At 65.6% G+C, this 12,971-nt stretch carries 18 protein-coding genes; 6 read left to right on the top strand and 12 right to left on the bottom strand.

Annotated elements, in window-relative coordinates; all coding sequences use genetic code 11:
• The first annotated feature begins 163 nt into the window (after positions 1–163).
• From ACH13J_RS02835 to ACH13J_RS02855, 5 genes are read left to right on the top strand one after another with little or no spacing between them, the layout of a single operon-like run.
• Positions 164–898, top strand: a complete 735-nt coding sequence (locus ACH13J_RS02835) for a transglycosylase SLT domain-containing protein (RefSeq protein ID WP_397541798.1) — start codon at positions 164–166, stop codon at positions 896–898.
• Complete coding sequence (flhA, locus tag ACH13J_RS02840) at positions 895–2,979, top strand: flagellar biosynthesis protein FlhA (protein ID WP_397541799.1); 2,085 nt, start codon at positions 895–897, stop codon at positions 2,977–2,979. The genes ACH13J_RS02835 and flhA overlap by 4 nt, the downstream gene beginning before the upstream one ends.
• A complete protein-coding gene (locus ACH13J_RS02845) occupies positions 2,976–3,749 on the top strand; it encodes a flagellar biosynthetic protein FliR (RefSeq protein WP_397541800.1) in 774 nt (257 codons plus the stop codon). The genes flhA and ACH13J_RS02845 overlap by 4 nt, the downstream gene beginning before the upstream one ends.
• Positions 3,749–4,834 carry an EscU/YscU/HrcU family type III secretion system export apparatus switch protein gene (locus ACH13J_RS02850; protein WP_397541801.1) on the top strand — a complete coding sequence of 362 codons (1,086 nt, stop codon included), beginning with the start codon at positions 3,749–3,751 and terminating at the stop codon, positions 4,832–4,834. Before ACH13J_RS02845 ends, ACH13J_RS02850 begins: the two co-directional genes overlap by 1 nt.
• Positions 4,831–5,268, top strand: coding sequence for a hypothetical protein (locus tag ACH13J_RS02855; RefSeq protein WP_397541802.1), 438 nt, complete (start codon positions 4,831–4,833; stop codon positions 5,266–5,268). Before ACH13J_RS02850 ends, ACH13J_RS02855 begins: the two co-directional genes overlap by 4 nt.
• 20 nt (positions 5,269–5,288) lie before the next feature.
• On the opposite strand, the gene ACH13J_RS02860 is transcribed toward ACH13J_RS02855, so the two are convergent.
• From ACH13J_RS02860 to ACH13J_RS02900, 9 genes are read right to left on the bottom strand one after another with little or no spacing between them, the layout of a single operon-like run.
• Entirely contained in the window at positions 5,289–5,786 is a 498-nt protein-coding gene (locus tag ACH13J_RS02860; RefSeq protein ID WP_397541803.1) for a flagellar basal body-associated protein FliL, read from the bottom strand.
• Between the two features lie 9 nt (positions 5,787–5,795).
• Positions 5,796–6,527, bottom strand: a complete 732-nt coding sequence (gene flgH / locus ACH13J_RS02865) for a flagellar basal body L-ring protein FlgH (RefSeq protein ID WP_397541804.1) — start codon at positions 6,525–6,527, stop codon at positions 5,796–5,798.
• Between the two features lie 12 nt (positions 6,528–6,539).
• A complete protein-coding gene (flgA, locus tag ACH13J_RS02870; protein ID WP_397541805.1) occupies positions 6,540–6,956 on the bottom strand; it encodes a flagellar basal body P-ring formation chaperone FlgA in 417 nt (138 codons plus the stop codon).
• Entirely contained in the window at positions 6,956–7,741 is a 786-nt protein-coding gene (flgG, locus tag ACH13J_RS02875) for a flagellar basal-body rod protein FlgG (RefSeq protein ID WP_397541806.1), read from the bottom strand. Before flgG ends, flgA begins: the two co-directional genes overlap by 1 nt.
• A gap of 24 nt (positions 7,742–7,765) precedes the next feature.
• On the bottom strand, positions 7,766–8,482 hold the full coding sequence (locus tag ACH13J_RS02880; protein ID WP_397541807.1) for a flagellar hook-basal body complex protein: 717 nt from the start codon (positions 8,480–8,482) through the stop codon (positions 7,766–7,768).
• A gap of 2 nt (positions 8,483–8,484) precedes the next feature.
• Positions 8,485–8,754: a flagellar biosynthetic protein FliQ gene (locus tag ACH13J_RS02885; protein ID WP_397541808.1), complete on the bottom strand. Its 270-nt coding sequence runs from the start codon at positions 8,752–8,754 to the stop codon at positions 8,485–8,487.
• 3 nt (positions 8,755–8,757) lie between these two features.
• Positions 8,758–9,048 carry a flagellar hook-basal body complex protein FliE gene (fliE, locus tag ACH13J_RS02890; protein WP_397541809.1) on the bottom strand — a complete coding sequence of 97 codons (291 nt, stop codon included), beginning with the start codon at positions 9,046–9,048 and terminating at the stop codon, positions 8,758–8,760.
• 19 nt (positions 9,049–9,067) lie between these two features.
• Positions 9,068–9,460 carry a flagellar basal body rod protein FlgC gene (flgC, locus tag ACH13J_RS02895; protein ID WP_397541810.1) on the bottom strand — a complete coding sequence of 131 codons (393 nt, stop codon included), beginning with the start codon at positions 9,458–9,460 and terminating at the stop codon, positions 9,068–9,070.
• A gap of 14 nt (positions 9,461–9,474) precedes the next feature.
• Positions 9,475–9,864, bottom strand: coding sequence for a FlgB family protein (locus tag ACH13J_RS02900; protein ID WP_397541811.1), 390 nt, complete (start codon positions 9,862–9,864; stop codon positions 9,475–9,477).
• Between the two features lie 85 nt (positions 9,865–9,949).
• Here ACH13J_RS02900 and ACH13J_RS02905 point away from each other — a divergent pair, with 85 nt between their 5' ends.
• Positions 9,950–11,308 carry a FliI/YscN family ATPase gene (locus ACH13J_RS02905; protein ID WP_397541812.1) on the top strand — a complete coding sequence of 453 codons (1,359 nt, stop codon included), beginning with the start codon at positions 9,950–9,952 and terminating at the stop codon, positions 11,306–11,308.
• A 78-nt stretch (positions 11,309–11,386) separates the two neighbouring features.
• On the opposite strand, the gene ACH13J_RS02910 is transcribed toward ACH13J_RS02905, so the two are convergent.
• From ACH13J_RS02910 to flaF, 3 genes are read right to left on the bottom strand one after another with little or no spacing between them, the layout of a single operon-like run.
• The gene (locus tag ACH13J_RS02910) at positions 11,387–12,175 is read right to left on the bottom strand and encodes a DUF1217 domain-containing protein (protein ID WP_397541813.1); all 789 of its coding nucleotides are present in this window, start codon (positions 12,173–12,175) and stop codon (positions 11,387–11,389) included.
• Complete coding sequence (flbT, locus tag ACH13J_RS02915; RefSeq protein ID WP_397541814.1) at positions 12,175–12,579, bottom strand: flagellar biosynthesis repressor FlbT; 405 nt, start codon at positions 12,577–12,579, stop codon at positions 12,175–12,177. Before flbT ends, ACH13J_RS02910 begins: the two co-directional genes overlap by 1 nt.
• The gene (flaF, locus tag ACH13J_RS02920; RefSeq protein ID WP_397541815.1) at positions 12,576–12,968 is read right to left on the bottom strand and encodes a flagellar biosynthesis regulator FlaF; all 393 of its coding nucleotides are present in this window, start codon (positions 12,966–12,968) and stop codon (positions 12,576–12,578) included. The genes flbT and flaF overlap by 4 nt, the downstream gene beginning before the upstream one ends.
• Between the last annotated feature and the right edge of the window lie 3 nt (positions 12,969–12,971).

The raw sequence follows: 12,971 nt of genomic DNA on the forward strand, positions 1-12,971 counted from the left end.
AACCTTGCCGGCCCCGCCCGCGCTTACGAAATCTAAACGTCGCGGCACTTAGGCTCTGCTGCATCTGGGCAGAAGGCCCTGTGCGAACGCGGAGATTGCACCCGTGCCAAGAACGGCGAAACCATCACTGAACAACGTCATCCCGCACCTTGTGACGTGTTTCGTGCAAGATGCACCACATCTCTGGCCGGCGGCAGCTGGCACCATCCTGTTCGTTCTCGCGTTGCTGGCGCAGGCAGAGCCATCCCGCGCGTCCAATACACCCGTTTGCGACGTGGCGGCCGCGCGGGCAGCGCAAGAGTCGGATGTGCCATTGCCGGTATTGCTGGCCCTGACCCGCACCGAAACCGGGCGACACCGTGGCGGTCACCTTGTGCCTTGGCCATGGGCGGTCAACATGGAAGGCTCCGGGCGGTGGTTCGAAACCCGGGAACAGGCGCGCGCCCATGTTGCGCGTCACCACGCCCGCGGGGCGCGCAGCTTTGACGTCGGGTGTTTCCAGATCAACTTCAAGTGGCATGGCGACGCGTTCGAATCGATCGATACCATGTTCGACCCGGTTGCCAATGCCCGCTACGCCGCCGCTTTCATGACCAATCTGCATGCTGAGCTGGGCAACTGGTCAGATGCGGCGGGCGCCTATCACTCCCGCACGCCGGCCCTTGCGGCGCGGTACCGCGCCCGGTTCGACCGTATCCTCGCAGGCCTGCCCGCGACAGGAAACGATGGTCGAAAGGGCGGTGCCCGCGCCCCCCTGCAGCGGCAAACGGACAAGCGTCAGCCGCGGCGCGCGCTCGTCGACGGCCTTTCCCAGGCCGCTTCGCGGGGCTCTCTCGTGCCGGTGGGCGGCGGTTCGGCGCGTGCGCTCGTTCCCGGCTTCGGGGGGCGCTTGAGATGAAGCGGCCAAGCATCCAGGACATTTTCCAGCCGACCGTGCTGCTCGCGCTCGCGTTGATGGCCGTCATCGTCATGATGATCCTGCCGATGCCGGCATGGGTGCTCGATGTCGGGCTGGCGGGGTCGTTCGCGCTCGCCATCCTGATCTTTACCGTTACGCTCTTCATCGAGCGGCCGCTGGATTTCTCGGCCTTCCCGACGATCTTGCTCGCATCGCTCATGCTGCGCCTGTCGCTCAACGTGTCATCGACAAAGCTCATTATCGGGCAGGGCCACACGGGAACCGGCGCGGCAGGTGACGTGATAGAGGGGTTTGCCGATTTCGTCATGGGGGGCAGCGTGTTCCTCGGCGTTGTCGTGTTCTGCGTGCTCCTGATCGTCAATTTCATGGTCATCACGAAGGGCGCGGCGCGCATGGCCGAGGTGGGCGCCCGCTTCGCGCTGGACGGCATGCCGGGCAAGCAGCTCGCCATCGACAGCGACATGTCAGCCGGCGCCATCGATCACGCCGAGGCCAAATTGCGCCGGGAACGCGAACAGCAGGAAACAACCTTCTTCGGGTCGCTCGACGGGGCATCGAAATTCGTCAAGGGCGACGCCATCGCCGGTCTGCTGATCACGGTGCTGAACATCGTCATGGGGCTGGTCATGGGGACCGTCGTGCATGCCATGCCATTGGCCACCGCCTTTGAAACTTACGCCATCCTCACCGTCGGGGACGGGCTGGTGACCCAGATTCCGGCCGTGGTGATCTCGATCGCCTCCGCGCTGCTGCTGGCGCGCGGCGGCACGCAAGGTGCGACGGACATCGCGATGGCGGAACAGATCGGTCGGCACCCCGCGGCCATGGGGACGGTCGCGGTACTGATGGTGCTGTTCGCGCTCGTGCCCGGCCTGCCTTTCCTTCCGTTCATGCTTGGGGGCATCGCGCTCGGCGCCACGGCGATCTGGCTGCACCGCCGGCCGCCGCCGCAAGATCAACAGGCGGATCAGGACGCAGCCAATGAACGGCCGCCGGAGAAATCCATGGGCGAGGTGCTGGAACTCGACGATATCCATCTCGAGTTCGCCCCGGACCTCGTGAACATGGTGCTGGATCCTGGCACCGGGCTTGATGCGCGGATATCCAACATGCGCCAGTACGTGGCCACGCAATACGGTCTGATCCTGCCTGAAATCCGGCTGACGGACGAGCCCGCGCTCGGGCCCGGACAGTATGTCATACGAATCCAGGGGGTCGAGCAGGCGCGGGCGACACTGCGAACCGGGCAGATGCTCGCCCTAGACCCGGACGGGCACCCGGACCTGCCGGATGGCGACGCCGTCGCGGAGCCCGTTTATGGCGCTCCTGCGCGCTGGATCGAGGCCGATGCCGAGGAACAGGCGGCCCTGACCGGCGCGACTCTTGTCGGGCCGGTCGAAGTGCTTGCAACCCACTTGCTGGAAGTGATCAAGCGCAACCTGAGCCGTCTTCTGACGATGAAGGCGATGCGCCGCCTGCTCGACGAGATGGTGAGCCTTTCGGATCCGGCCCGTGCGGAGGCAAACCGAAAGCTGCTGGACGAACTCATCCCTGACCGGGTGCCCACGGACCTCTTGCAGGCGGTCCTGCGTCTGCTTCTGGCCGAACAGGTTTCGATCCGGAACCTGCCGCTCATCCTTGAGGCCACGGCAGAGGGCCGCCAGATGCATGCGCGGCCCGAGGATGTCTGCGAGCATGTGCGCCAGAGGCTGGCATTCCAGATCGTGGCCGGCCTGCAGCGGGAGGACGGCACCCTGCCGCTCATCCAGCTCGCGCCGGAATGGGAGGAAACGTTTTCGTCCTACCAGATGGACGGAAAGGATGGCCGCCGCGACGTGGCGCTGCCGCCGCAGACCTTCAACCAGCTGGCAGACGCCGTTGGCGAGCAGGTGCAGCGCGCCGGGGAACAGGGGCGCGCCCCGTCAATCGTCACATCCGCGCATCGCCGGCGTTTCCTCAGGACGGTGCTTTCGGCGCGGAACATCACCAATCCCGTGCTGGCCTTCGAGGAAATCGGCGCCGATGCGCGCCCGGCCCTGCTTGGTGTGGTACCTGCATGAACACGGCCGCCGGATTGCTTGAACTGACGCGCGAGATGCTCTGGTGGCATTTCGTTGTTTTCCTCCGCGTTGCCCCCGTCATCGCGCTGTTTCCGGGTTTCGGAGAGACAACCGTGCCTGCCCGGATCAAACTGGCGCTTGCGCTGGCACTGACCGTCGCCGTGACACCGATCCTGCTGCCCGACCTCGGCCCGGCGCGACCGGGTGCGAACGGCCTGGCCTGGCTTGTCGTGACCCAGACAGGCGTCGGCCTGCTGCTCGGGGTCGGGGTCCGGCTGTTCGTGCTGGCCCTGCAGACCACGGGGACCATCGCGGCACAGGCGACCTCGCTGTCACAGATCCTCGGGACCGCCGGTGTCGAGCCGATCCCCGCCATGGGCCACCTTCTCGTCGTCGGTGGGCTCGCGCTGGCCATGATGGCGGGTCTGCACGTGCGTGCCGCCGAGACACTTGTCCTCAGCTACCGCCTCTTCCCGCTGGCAGAGCTTCCCGCGCCTCAGGCCGTGTCGGAATGGGGTATCCGGCAGGTTGCGGGCGCGTTCGGCCTCGCCTTCACGCTCGCCGCGCCCTTCGTGCTGGTCTCGGTTCTCTACAACCTGACGCTCGGTATCATCAATCGCGCCATGCCCCAGTTGATGGTCGTGTTCGTCGGCGCACCGGTCATCACCGGTCTCGGCCTCGTGGTTCTGCTGGTCATGGCACCGACCCTTCTGGCGCTCTGGGTGGATGCCCTTGGCCGGTTCATGATCAATCCGTTCGGGGGCCGGTGATGGCACAGTCCGACGACGACGCCGACAAGTCACACGAGCCGACACGCCACAAGCTGGAGGAGGCACGCAAGAAGGGCGAGATCGCGCGTTCCGCCGACCTCAACACCGCGGCGGCATATGGCGGCATCCTGGTGACGGCGGTGGCCTTTGGCGCGGCCTCGACCGAACGGGTCAGTGCCGCCCTGATGGTTCTGATCGACCAGTCCGACGGTTTGGCACCGTTGTTCTTCGACGGCCCGGCGGCGGCGCCGGCGGCGGGTTTGTTGTTGGCGCTCGTCCTCGGGCTCGCGGTCTGGTTCGTGGTCCCGGCGGCATGCGCCTTGTTGTCGGTTCTCGCGCAAAAGAGCCTTATTCTCGCTCCAAGCAAGCTCCAGCCGCGAATTTCACGCGTTGATCCGGTTCAGAATGCAAAGAACAAGTACGGGCCGACGGGCCTGTTCGAGTTTGCGAAGAGCTTCGCCAAGCTGCTTTTCTACTCGCTCCTGCTAGGGGCGTTCCTTGTCTACCGTTTTTCCGATATGGCCGGCGCGATCCATGCCGAACCGGTCATGGTCGGTGCCTTGATGGCGCGACTGATGATCGAATTCATGAGCGTCGTCCTAGTGATCTCGCTGGTCATCGGCGGGGTGGATTACCTGTGGCAGCATTACGACCATCTGCGCCGGAACCGCATGTCCCATCGCGACGTGAAGGAGGAACACAAGCAGCACGAAGGCGATCCGCACATGAAGCAGGAACGCCGTCAGCGCGGCACGCGGATCGCCACCGAGCAGATGATGGCCGACGTGCCGGATGCCGAGGTGGTTATCGTCAATCCGAGCCATTACGCGGTGGCGCTGGCGTGGAGTCGGCTGCCCGGTTCCGCACCGGTCTGCGTGGCCAAGGGGGTGGATCATCTGGCCCTGGCCATCCGCGAACGGGCGGTGGAGGCCGGTGTTCCCGTGCGGCGGGATCCGGCCACGGCACGCGCGTTGTTCGCGACGACGACCATCGGCGAGGAGATCGCTCCCGATCACTACCGTGCCGTCGCGGCGGCGATCCGGTTCGCCGAGGCGATGCGGCGCAAGGCAAGGGCGCTGGGTTGAGAGAAGACCGGCTGAAGGATCTGGCGGAGCTTGCCAGGGCGGTGCGGTCGGCGCGGGAGTCCCGGCTGAAGGACATCGCCACCGAGGAAACCCGCATCCGGCAGAACCTTGCCATGTTGGCGGACCACAGGGTCGCGGCCGCGCCTCCGGCAGGACGCGAGGGCTTGGCCGTGCACCGGGTCGGGGCCGACATGCTCTGGCGGGGCTGGCTTGATCAGACGGAACGCGCGCTTCAGATCGAGCTTGCGCAGGTTCTGGCGCGGAAAGAAGAGGCCCGGCGGAGCCTGCAGCGTGCCCATGGTCGCAGCGAAGCGGCCGCGAGCCTGCTGGAAACCGAGCGGCGCGCGACGCGCGCCAGGGCCGAGATCAAGAAGAGCCTGCGTGAACAGCAAACCATGATGCTCAAATCCGCCGGGAACCACGGGCCACGTTGACGTGGCGGCGGCTAGGGGCGTCAGATATCCTGGCGGGCAATATCGACGATCAGCACCTTGTTGACCTCTGGCCCGATGACCTTGCGAGCGGCCTCCGTGAGCGCCTGCCGCAGCACGTCGAGCGTGTTGGCATCGGTAAACCTGCCGTCAAAGCCCCCCATGTTCGCGTGGTCGAACATGACCTGCAACAGAACGTCGCGCAGCTTGGGCTCGCGAGTATAAACCTTCTCCCGGTCGTCGCCGGTGATCTCGAGGCTCAGCGACAGGATGACCAGTGAGCTGACCCTGTCGCCGCCGATCACGGGCACGATGAACTGGTTGTTCAGCTCTATGTACCCCGTGACGGCGTTCTTGACCGTTTTCGGCGCAGCGGGCTGCGTTGCCGTCGGCGCGTCCGTCGTTTCGGGCGGGCCGGCATGAGCCTTGCCGTCGGCCGGCGGTCGCAGAGCCAGACCGGTGCCGACGCCGGCGCCGATTCCGACGAGGGTCAGGGCGAGGGGCAGGAGCAGCCTGGTCATTGCGCCGCCTCAGAACGGAAGGACCATGTCCAGCACCTGTTGACCGTAGCGGGGCTGTTGCACATCCGAAATCTGGCCGCGTCCACCATAGGAAATCCGCGCCGAAGCGATCTTGTCATGGGTGATTTCGTTGCGGCGCGAGATGTCCTCGGGGCGGACATAACCGCTGACGAGAAGTTCGCGCAGTTCGAAATTCACCCGCACCTCTTGTGTCCCCTCGATCCTGAGCACGCCGTTGGGCAGCACCCGCGTCACTGTCGCGGCAATCCGTAGGGTGAGTTCCTCCTGACGCCGCACCGAGCCGTCACCGCTCGACGCGCTGCTTGAGTTGATGGAAACGGCGTCCTCCATGCTGGCGCCGTCTGGAAGCTCCTCGTTGACGCGTTGTGGAAGGCCGAAAAGCTGGGACATCTGCAAACCCTCCGATCCGTCGCGTGATCGCGATGTTCTGTTGGATATGGCCGCCTCCTCGTCGATCTCGATGACGACGGTCAGAATGTCGCCGCGCTTCATCGCACGGCGATCGCCCAGCAGGGACCGCCGCCCGCCGGTCCAGAGCGAGGCGCGATCAACAGTGCGCGCGGGCTCGGCATGGCGGGGCAGGCCGGGATATCTCATCGCCGCCCGCTCGGAACCCGTGCGCGTGTCCGACAAGCTGGGTGGTTTGCCGAGGTGGTCGAGCCGACCGCAGCCGGAAAGCACGATCAACAGGAACAGCAACAGGCGGAACGGAACGGTCATCAAGACACCCTATCAGTCGGAAACGAAAACTCGGCCGTCATCGCGGACCCTGCCCGAGACCGTGCTGCGCGAAGACAGGTTCATCACGCGGACCCGCTCTCCGGCCGTCGCGCGCGAAAGCGATCGTCCCTCGGTGACGATGTGCAACCCACCGCGGGTAAAGATGAGTGGCACGATCTCGTTACGCTCTATCACCGCCGGTGGTCCCACATCCGCCAGGCGGATGGGCCGGCCGGCATAAAGCGCCGCACGTGCCTCCTTTCCGATCACCTCGCCGGGATGAATGGCGGCCCCCGCCACCTCGCCTGGCTTTACCGCCACATCCGCCGGTGTCACGATGGTCTGGGCCCGTATCGTGCGCGTGGCCACGACGATGTCGGCCCATGCCGCGCAGGGCAGAACGCACAGAAGGGCGAAGAGGATCCGCATCAGCGCACCTGCGTCGTGGCGGCCATCATCTGATCGGCTGCCGAGATGACCTTGGAGTTGAGTTCGTAACCCCGCTGCGCCTCTATGAGCTCGGTGATCTCGCGGACCGAGTCGACCGAGCTGTCCTCGAGGTAGCCCTGCCGCAGCGTGCCAAGCCCGTCCTGTCCCGGCGTGCCCACCACCGGCTGGCCCGACGCCTCGGTCTCGGTGAACAGGTTGCTGCCGATCGCCTCCATGCCCTTGGGATTCGTGAAACCCACCAGGTTGAACCGGCCCAGAAGCTCGGCCTCGGGCGTTTCGGCGAAATAGGCATAAACTTCACCATCCGCATTGATCGAGAGGCTGCGGACATCATCGGGAATCGTGATCCCGGGCCCGACGGTGAACCCGTCGGACGTGACGATCAGACCGTCCGCAGAACGTTTCAGCCCGCCGTCGCGCGTGTAGGCCTGTTGGCCGGAGGGCAGGGTGACTTCGAGATAGCCGCGTCCCTCGATGGCCACGTCGAGATCACCGTTGGTCTGGGACAGCGCGCCCTGCGCGAGATTGACGGTAATTGCCGCCGGTCGCACACCGAGTCCGAGTTGCACGCCCGTGGGCAAAACCGTGCCATCCGCGGCGTTGACCGTGCCGGCCCTTGTCATCTGCTGGTAATGCAGGTCGGCGAATTCCGCCCGGCGGGCATTGTAGCCGGTCGTCGTCATGTTCGCGAGATTGTTGGATATCGTTTCCACCCGCATCTGCTGGGCGGCCATGCCGGTTGCGGCAATCTTAAGGGCGCGCATCGGGGTCTCCTCGTCTCGGGGGTGTCAGCCGCGTGTCACGGATCGCAAGGCTTCCCGCACGCGTTCGTTCTCCGCGTCGAGAAAGCTCTGTCCAAGTTCGTAGGCGCGCTGGACCTCGACCATCCTGGCGACCTGCAAGACCGGATCGACGTTTGCGCTTTCGAGATGCCTGTGCACGATCCTTGCATCCTGCGCCGGCTCCAGCGCGCCATCCGTGCGGAACAAAACGCCGCCTTCGCGTGTCAGGGTTGCACCGTCTGCAGGCCGTACAGTGCCGAGCTGCGCGAGGGGCTGGTCATCGGCACTGAGCGTGCCGTCCGATGCAACCCCCAGCCGGACCGCGCTCGGCGGGATGAAGACCGGGGCCCCGCCCACATCGAGGACGCGGTGTCCGTCATGCGTGACAAGTTCGCCCACGTTGTTTGTGGTGAAGTTGCCGGCGCGCGTCAGCCGCTCGCCCCGGGGCGTATCGATCCAAAAGAAACCATCGCCCTCGATCGCGAAATCGAGCCTGCCGCCGGTGGGGTCCAGCGCACCCTGCGCAAGGGATGTCCGGCGGACGTTTCCCGTGGCCATCGACAGGGATGGACCGCCCTCCGTTCGCACGACGTGCTCGGAAAATATCAAACCCTCCGCGCGGAACCCCGTTGTCGAGGCGTTCGCGATATTGTTGGCGATGATCTGGATTTCGCGCAGCAGACCGTTCTGCCGGGTCAGGGTCGTGTAACCTGCAGCTTCCATTTTCAGCCTCCCGTGATCAGCGGCACGAGCCGGTCCTGGAAAAAGGCGACGAGGGTCTGGGTCATGAACCCCATCGACAACCAGAAGACAACGACAATGGCGGCCAGTTTCGGCACGAAGGTGAGCGTCAGTTCCTGGATCGATGTCAGCGCCTGGAAGAGCCCGACGAACAACCCCGCCAGAAGCGCCACGCCGAGTATCGGCAGGGAGATGACAAGCGCCACCCACAGGCCCTGCCGCATCGTGTCGAAGAATATCACCTCGTCCGTCATCGTTCAGACCGGCATGCGCAGGATTTCCCGGTAGGCCTCGACGACCTTGTCGCGCACGGTGACCGCAGTCTTGACGGCGAGCTCGGTGTGCGCCAGCGCCTCGACCAGCGCGTGCGGATCGGCATCTCCGGCGATGGCCTGTTTGGACAGCTCCTCGCTCTGCTGGAGGGTTGTGGCGAAATCCCGGGCAAGGTCGTTCACCGTCCCGCCCGTCGCGGGTTGCCCGGCGTTGGGTTCGGTTGCCGGCCTGGCGGCCGCGTATTTCTGGGCCGCTCCGATCGCACCAATATCCATTCTGGATCTCCTTTTGCCCTTATCTGCGCAGAAGGTCGAAGAGGCTTTTGCCCATCTGCCTTGTCTGCTCGAACATCTTGAGGTTGGCTTCGTAGCTGCGCTGTGCCTCGCGGGCATCGGCGAGCTCGATTACCAGGTTCACGTTGGAGCCTTCGTAGCGGCCGTTGGCGTCGGCAAGCGGATGAGAGGGATCGTAAATTTCCTTGGGCGCCGCACCGTCGGTCATCACGCGGCCGACCGCGACAAGTCCGTCATGCCCTGATGCGCCCGAGGCGCTCGTGAACGTAACCGTCTTGCGCTGGTAGCCGGGCGTATCCGCGTTCGCGATGTTCTCCGACAGGTGACGCAGCCGCTGCGACTGCGCGCTGAGGCCGCTGGCGGTGATCGAGAGGGACTGGGAAAATTCCGTCATTGCCGTGTCTCCTCTTACCTCTGCCCGATCGCGGTGCGCAGAACTTCGAGCGACGAGCGGTATATCGCCAGCGCCCGGTCGTGCTGCCGCTTCGTGTTCACGGCATGGACCATTTCCGTTTCAAGGTTCACGGAATTGCCGTTCGGATCCGCCGTGGCGCCGGGGCGGTCAATCATGGCAAAGCTGCCGGCACGGTCAGGCAGATTGAGATGCGAAGGACGTGTCGCGCGCAGCTGGAAGCCGCCCACGCCGGGCCCTTTGCCCGCGTTGAAGGGCGGTATGTCCTGTGCGGCGTAGCCCGGGGTGTCGGCGTGCGCCATGTTGCGGGCGATCACGCTCTGCCGCGCGCCGGCATGCGCGGCCATGGCATGTGCCATGCGAAAGACATCAAGGTTTTCGAACATCGGGGCTTCTCCCTCGATTGGTTTCAATCAAGGTTTAACCCCGATTCCTTTAGAAACGGTTTTCAGCAGATTGCTGGAGATCACGATGCGCCCGTCCGCCATTGCCTCCCTGCGCGCGGAAATCGCCGCGCTGCGCCCGGATCATTGCATCGGGCGTGTCGCCTGCATCGAAGGCGGCCTGGTCCGTGTCGAGGGATTGTCCCGACGCGCGTGTCTTGGGGACACGCTGCATATCCGGCGCGATGGCGCGCCGCCATTGCCCGGAGAGGTGGTGCGCCTCAGCGCCGAGGATATCACGGTCCTGCCCGACGTGGCGCCAGCCGGCGTGTCGCTCGGCCAGCCCGCCGTGCTGGCGCATGCGGGCGATATTGCGCCCGATGACGGTTGGCTGGGTCGAATCGTGGATCCCATGGGCAACGCGCTCGACGGCCGGCCCATCCTGCGCGGCGCCCGGCCACGCCCCTTGCGCGCCGGGCCGCCAGCGGCAGCGCAGCGCCGCGCGCTCGGCCCGCGCCTTGAAACCGGCATGGCGGTATTCAACACGTTCTTACCGGTCGTACGTGGTCAGCGCATCGGCCTTTTCGCGGGTTCGGGCGTCGGCAAGACCAGCCTTCTTGGCCATCTCGGCCGTCACATGGAGGCTGATGTCGTCGTCGTCGCGCTGATCGGGGAACGGGGGCGCGAAGTGCGCGATTTCGTTTCCGATGTTCTGGGGCCCTCGGGCATGCAGCGCGCTGTGGTCGTCGCCGCGACGTCTGATCAGTCGCCGCTCGTGCGGCGGCGATGTGCGTGGTCTGCCATGGCCGTCGCCGAGCATTTCCGCGACTCGGGTCGTCACGTCCTGCTCCTGACCGATTCGATCACCCGGTTTGCCGAGGCGCACCGCGAGGTTGCAACCGCGGGCGGCGAACTTCCCGCGTTGCGCGGGTTTCCGGCCTCGACCGCGCACCAGATCACGGCGCTTTGCGAACGCGCCGGACCCGGGCCGGATGCGTCGGGCGACATCACTGCAATTTTCAGCGTGCTTGTCGCCGGGTCAGACATGGACGAACCCGTGGCAGACATCCTGCGCGGCGTTCTCGACGGCCATGTCGTTCTTGATCGGCAGATCGCCGAGCGTGGCCGCTATCCGGCCATCGACCTGCTGCGGTCGGTATCCCGCAGCCTGCCGCGCGCGGCCAGCGACCCCGAAAACGACATGATCGTGCGAGCCCGCGCTCTGGTGGGCCGATACGCACGTTCGGAGGCGATGATCCAATCCGGTCTGTACACGCCCGGCAGCGACCCCGAGCTCGACCAGGCGATCAAGGTTCGGGACGAACTCGATTCCTTCATTGCCGAAAGAGAGACCGTATCGGTGCGTAACAGCTTCCAGAAACTCGGGATGATCCTGCGCCGCGCGGGGCAGGCACGCGGCACCGGGCCGCCGGGCGCGGCCATTTGAATGGCATGCCACGCCGGGATGGACGTTGGATCAACGCCGGCCAAGACCCTTGCCGCAGCCTTTGTCTACGGACGCGGGTCAAGCCCGCAGCAGCGACAGGGCAATTGCCTGCGGTGTTTGCAGGGCACGCGCAGAGACCTGGTCACGCAGCAGGTAGGTTTCGACCACCTTGTCCCTCGCCCCCGACCCTGAGAAGTCACTGAATGACGTGACGCCGAAACGCTCGCGTGCAAGCGCGCGGAATTCGCGCTGCTGTCGATCGATATCCAGCCGGCCGAAGCCATCGGGCAGGCCGAAGGCCGTTTCGAACACCTCGCGCAGCGGGGGTGTTCCCAGCACCCGGAACCACGCCTCGGACTCGCTGGCCGCGCTTCCGGCAATCGTTGCGAGCTCCCTCTGCGCGTTCAGGGCCAGGCGCAGGCTGTCATCCTGGCGGCCTACCGCGATTTCGAAAGATCGCGCACGGAACTGCGCCGTGATCTCGGCGCCGAACCCGGGCGTCCCGGTTCTCGGGCCGGTTGCTGGATCACCGAACCCGAAGGCCCGGTTCAGCTGGCGGTAGCGGCTGTCCGAAAGCGAATTGGCCAGCGATCTGCCGTCATCTGCGCGGCTTTCAAGCACTTGCTGTACGAAGTGGCGGTTGTTGATGTCATCGCCGAGACCGAATGCTCCGAGCGCCACGCGCAGGAGTCTCCGGTCGGAGACAAGTTCCCCGGCCGTGGTTATCGTGTTGATCCTGTCCTCGAAATACGCGGTGTCGCGCTGCATGCGCGGTGACGCCTCGAAGGCGCGCGTTTGCGCCGCCATCGTGCTTTCGAGCAGTTTCCAGCCGGTCAGGCCGGATGCTGGCAGAACCGGCTGGAACATCACCGCGCCTGCCGTTTCAAAAGCCGTTCCTCGCGCGGAAGGAGGCTGCGCAGGGCCTTGAGGCACTGGTAATGGTTGTCCGTCAATAGTGCCTCGGCGGCGCGCGCGAGCGCGGTGCGGCTGTCGGGGTCGGTAAAGACATGGCCCAGCTCCTCGATCCTGCGCATGAGCTTCAAGCGCGCATCGCCGGCCTCGAGATCGCCGGAAAGGACGAGTTGCGTGGCATAGCAGGCCCTCTTGACCGGGGTTGTCGCCTCTTCCGGGTGAATCGCGTCACGCAGCCGCAGGATATTGGCATGCGGCGTCACGATCGACAGGCGCGCGCGTCTTTCGCCGTTCTCGATCACTGCGCGGTTGACGAGAACGCGTTCGCGCGGGCTCAGCTTGAGAACCAGGCCGCTCATACCACTTGCGTCTCCCCGCCGCCTTGCGCATCGCGCAGGCCACGCATGATCGCCGTATTGACCTCGAGAAGTGGTGCGACCGACGCCTGCCTGCGCAATACGAGGGCGCTGTGTCGTCGCGTGAATTCGGCGATTGAAATAATCTGCGCGCGGAGCGGTCCCGGGAGGCGGTTTCCATCCGCCGCGGCATCCGCGGCCAGCAATGCCCAAAGACGGCGGTTGTCATGGACGGCGGCGGCCAGCACGCGCATGTCCGTGCCTTGGCGGCCCCCCGCGGATTTCAGACGGCTGGTGATGCGCGCGAAGGCGTCGTATTCGGTTCCACGGGGCGTACGGACCGGGTGGGCGTTGGCACCGTAGGCGTTATGCGCTTGCTGTGTCGCGTTCACGGG

This window comes from Roseovarius salis, assembly GCF_044472985.1.
Taxonomy (GTDB): domain Bacteria; phylum Pseudomonadota; class Alphaproteobacteria; order Rhodobacterales; family Rhodobacteraceae; genus Roseovarius; species Roseovarius salis.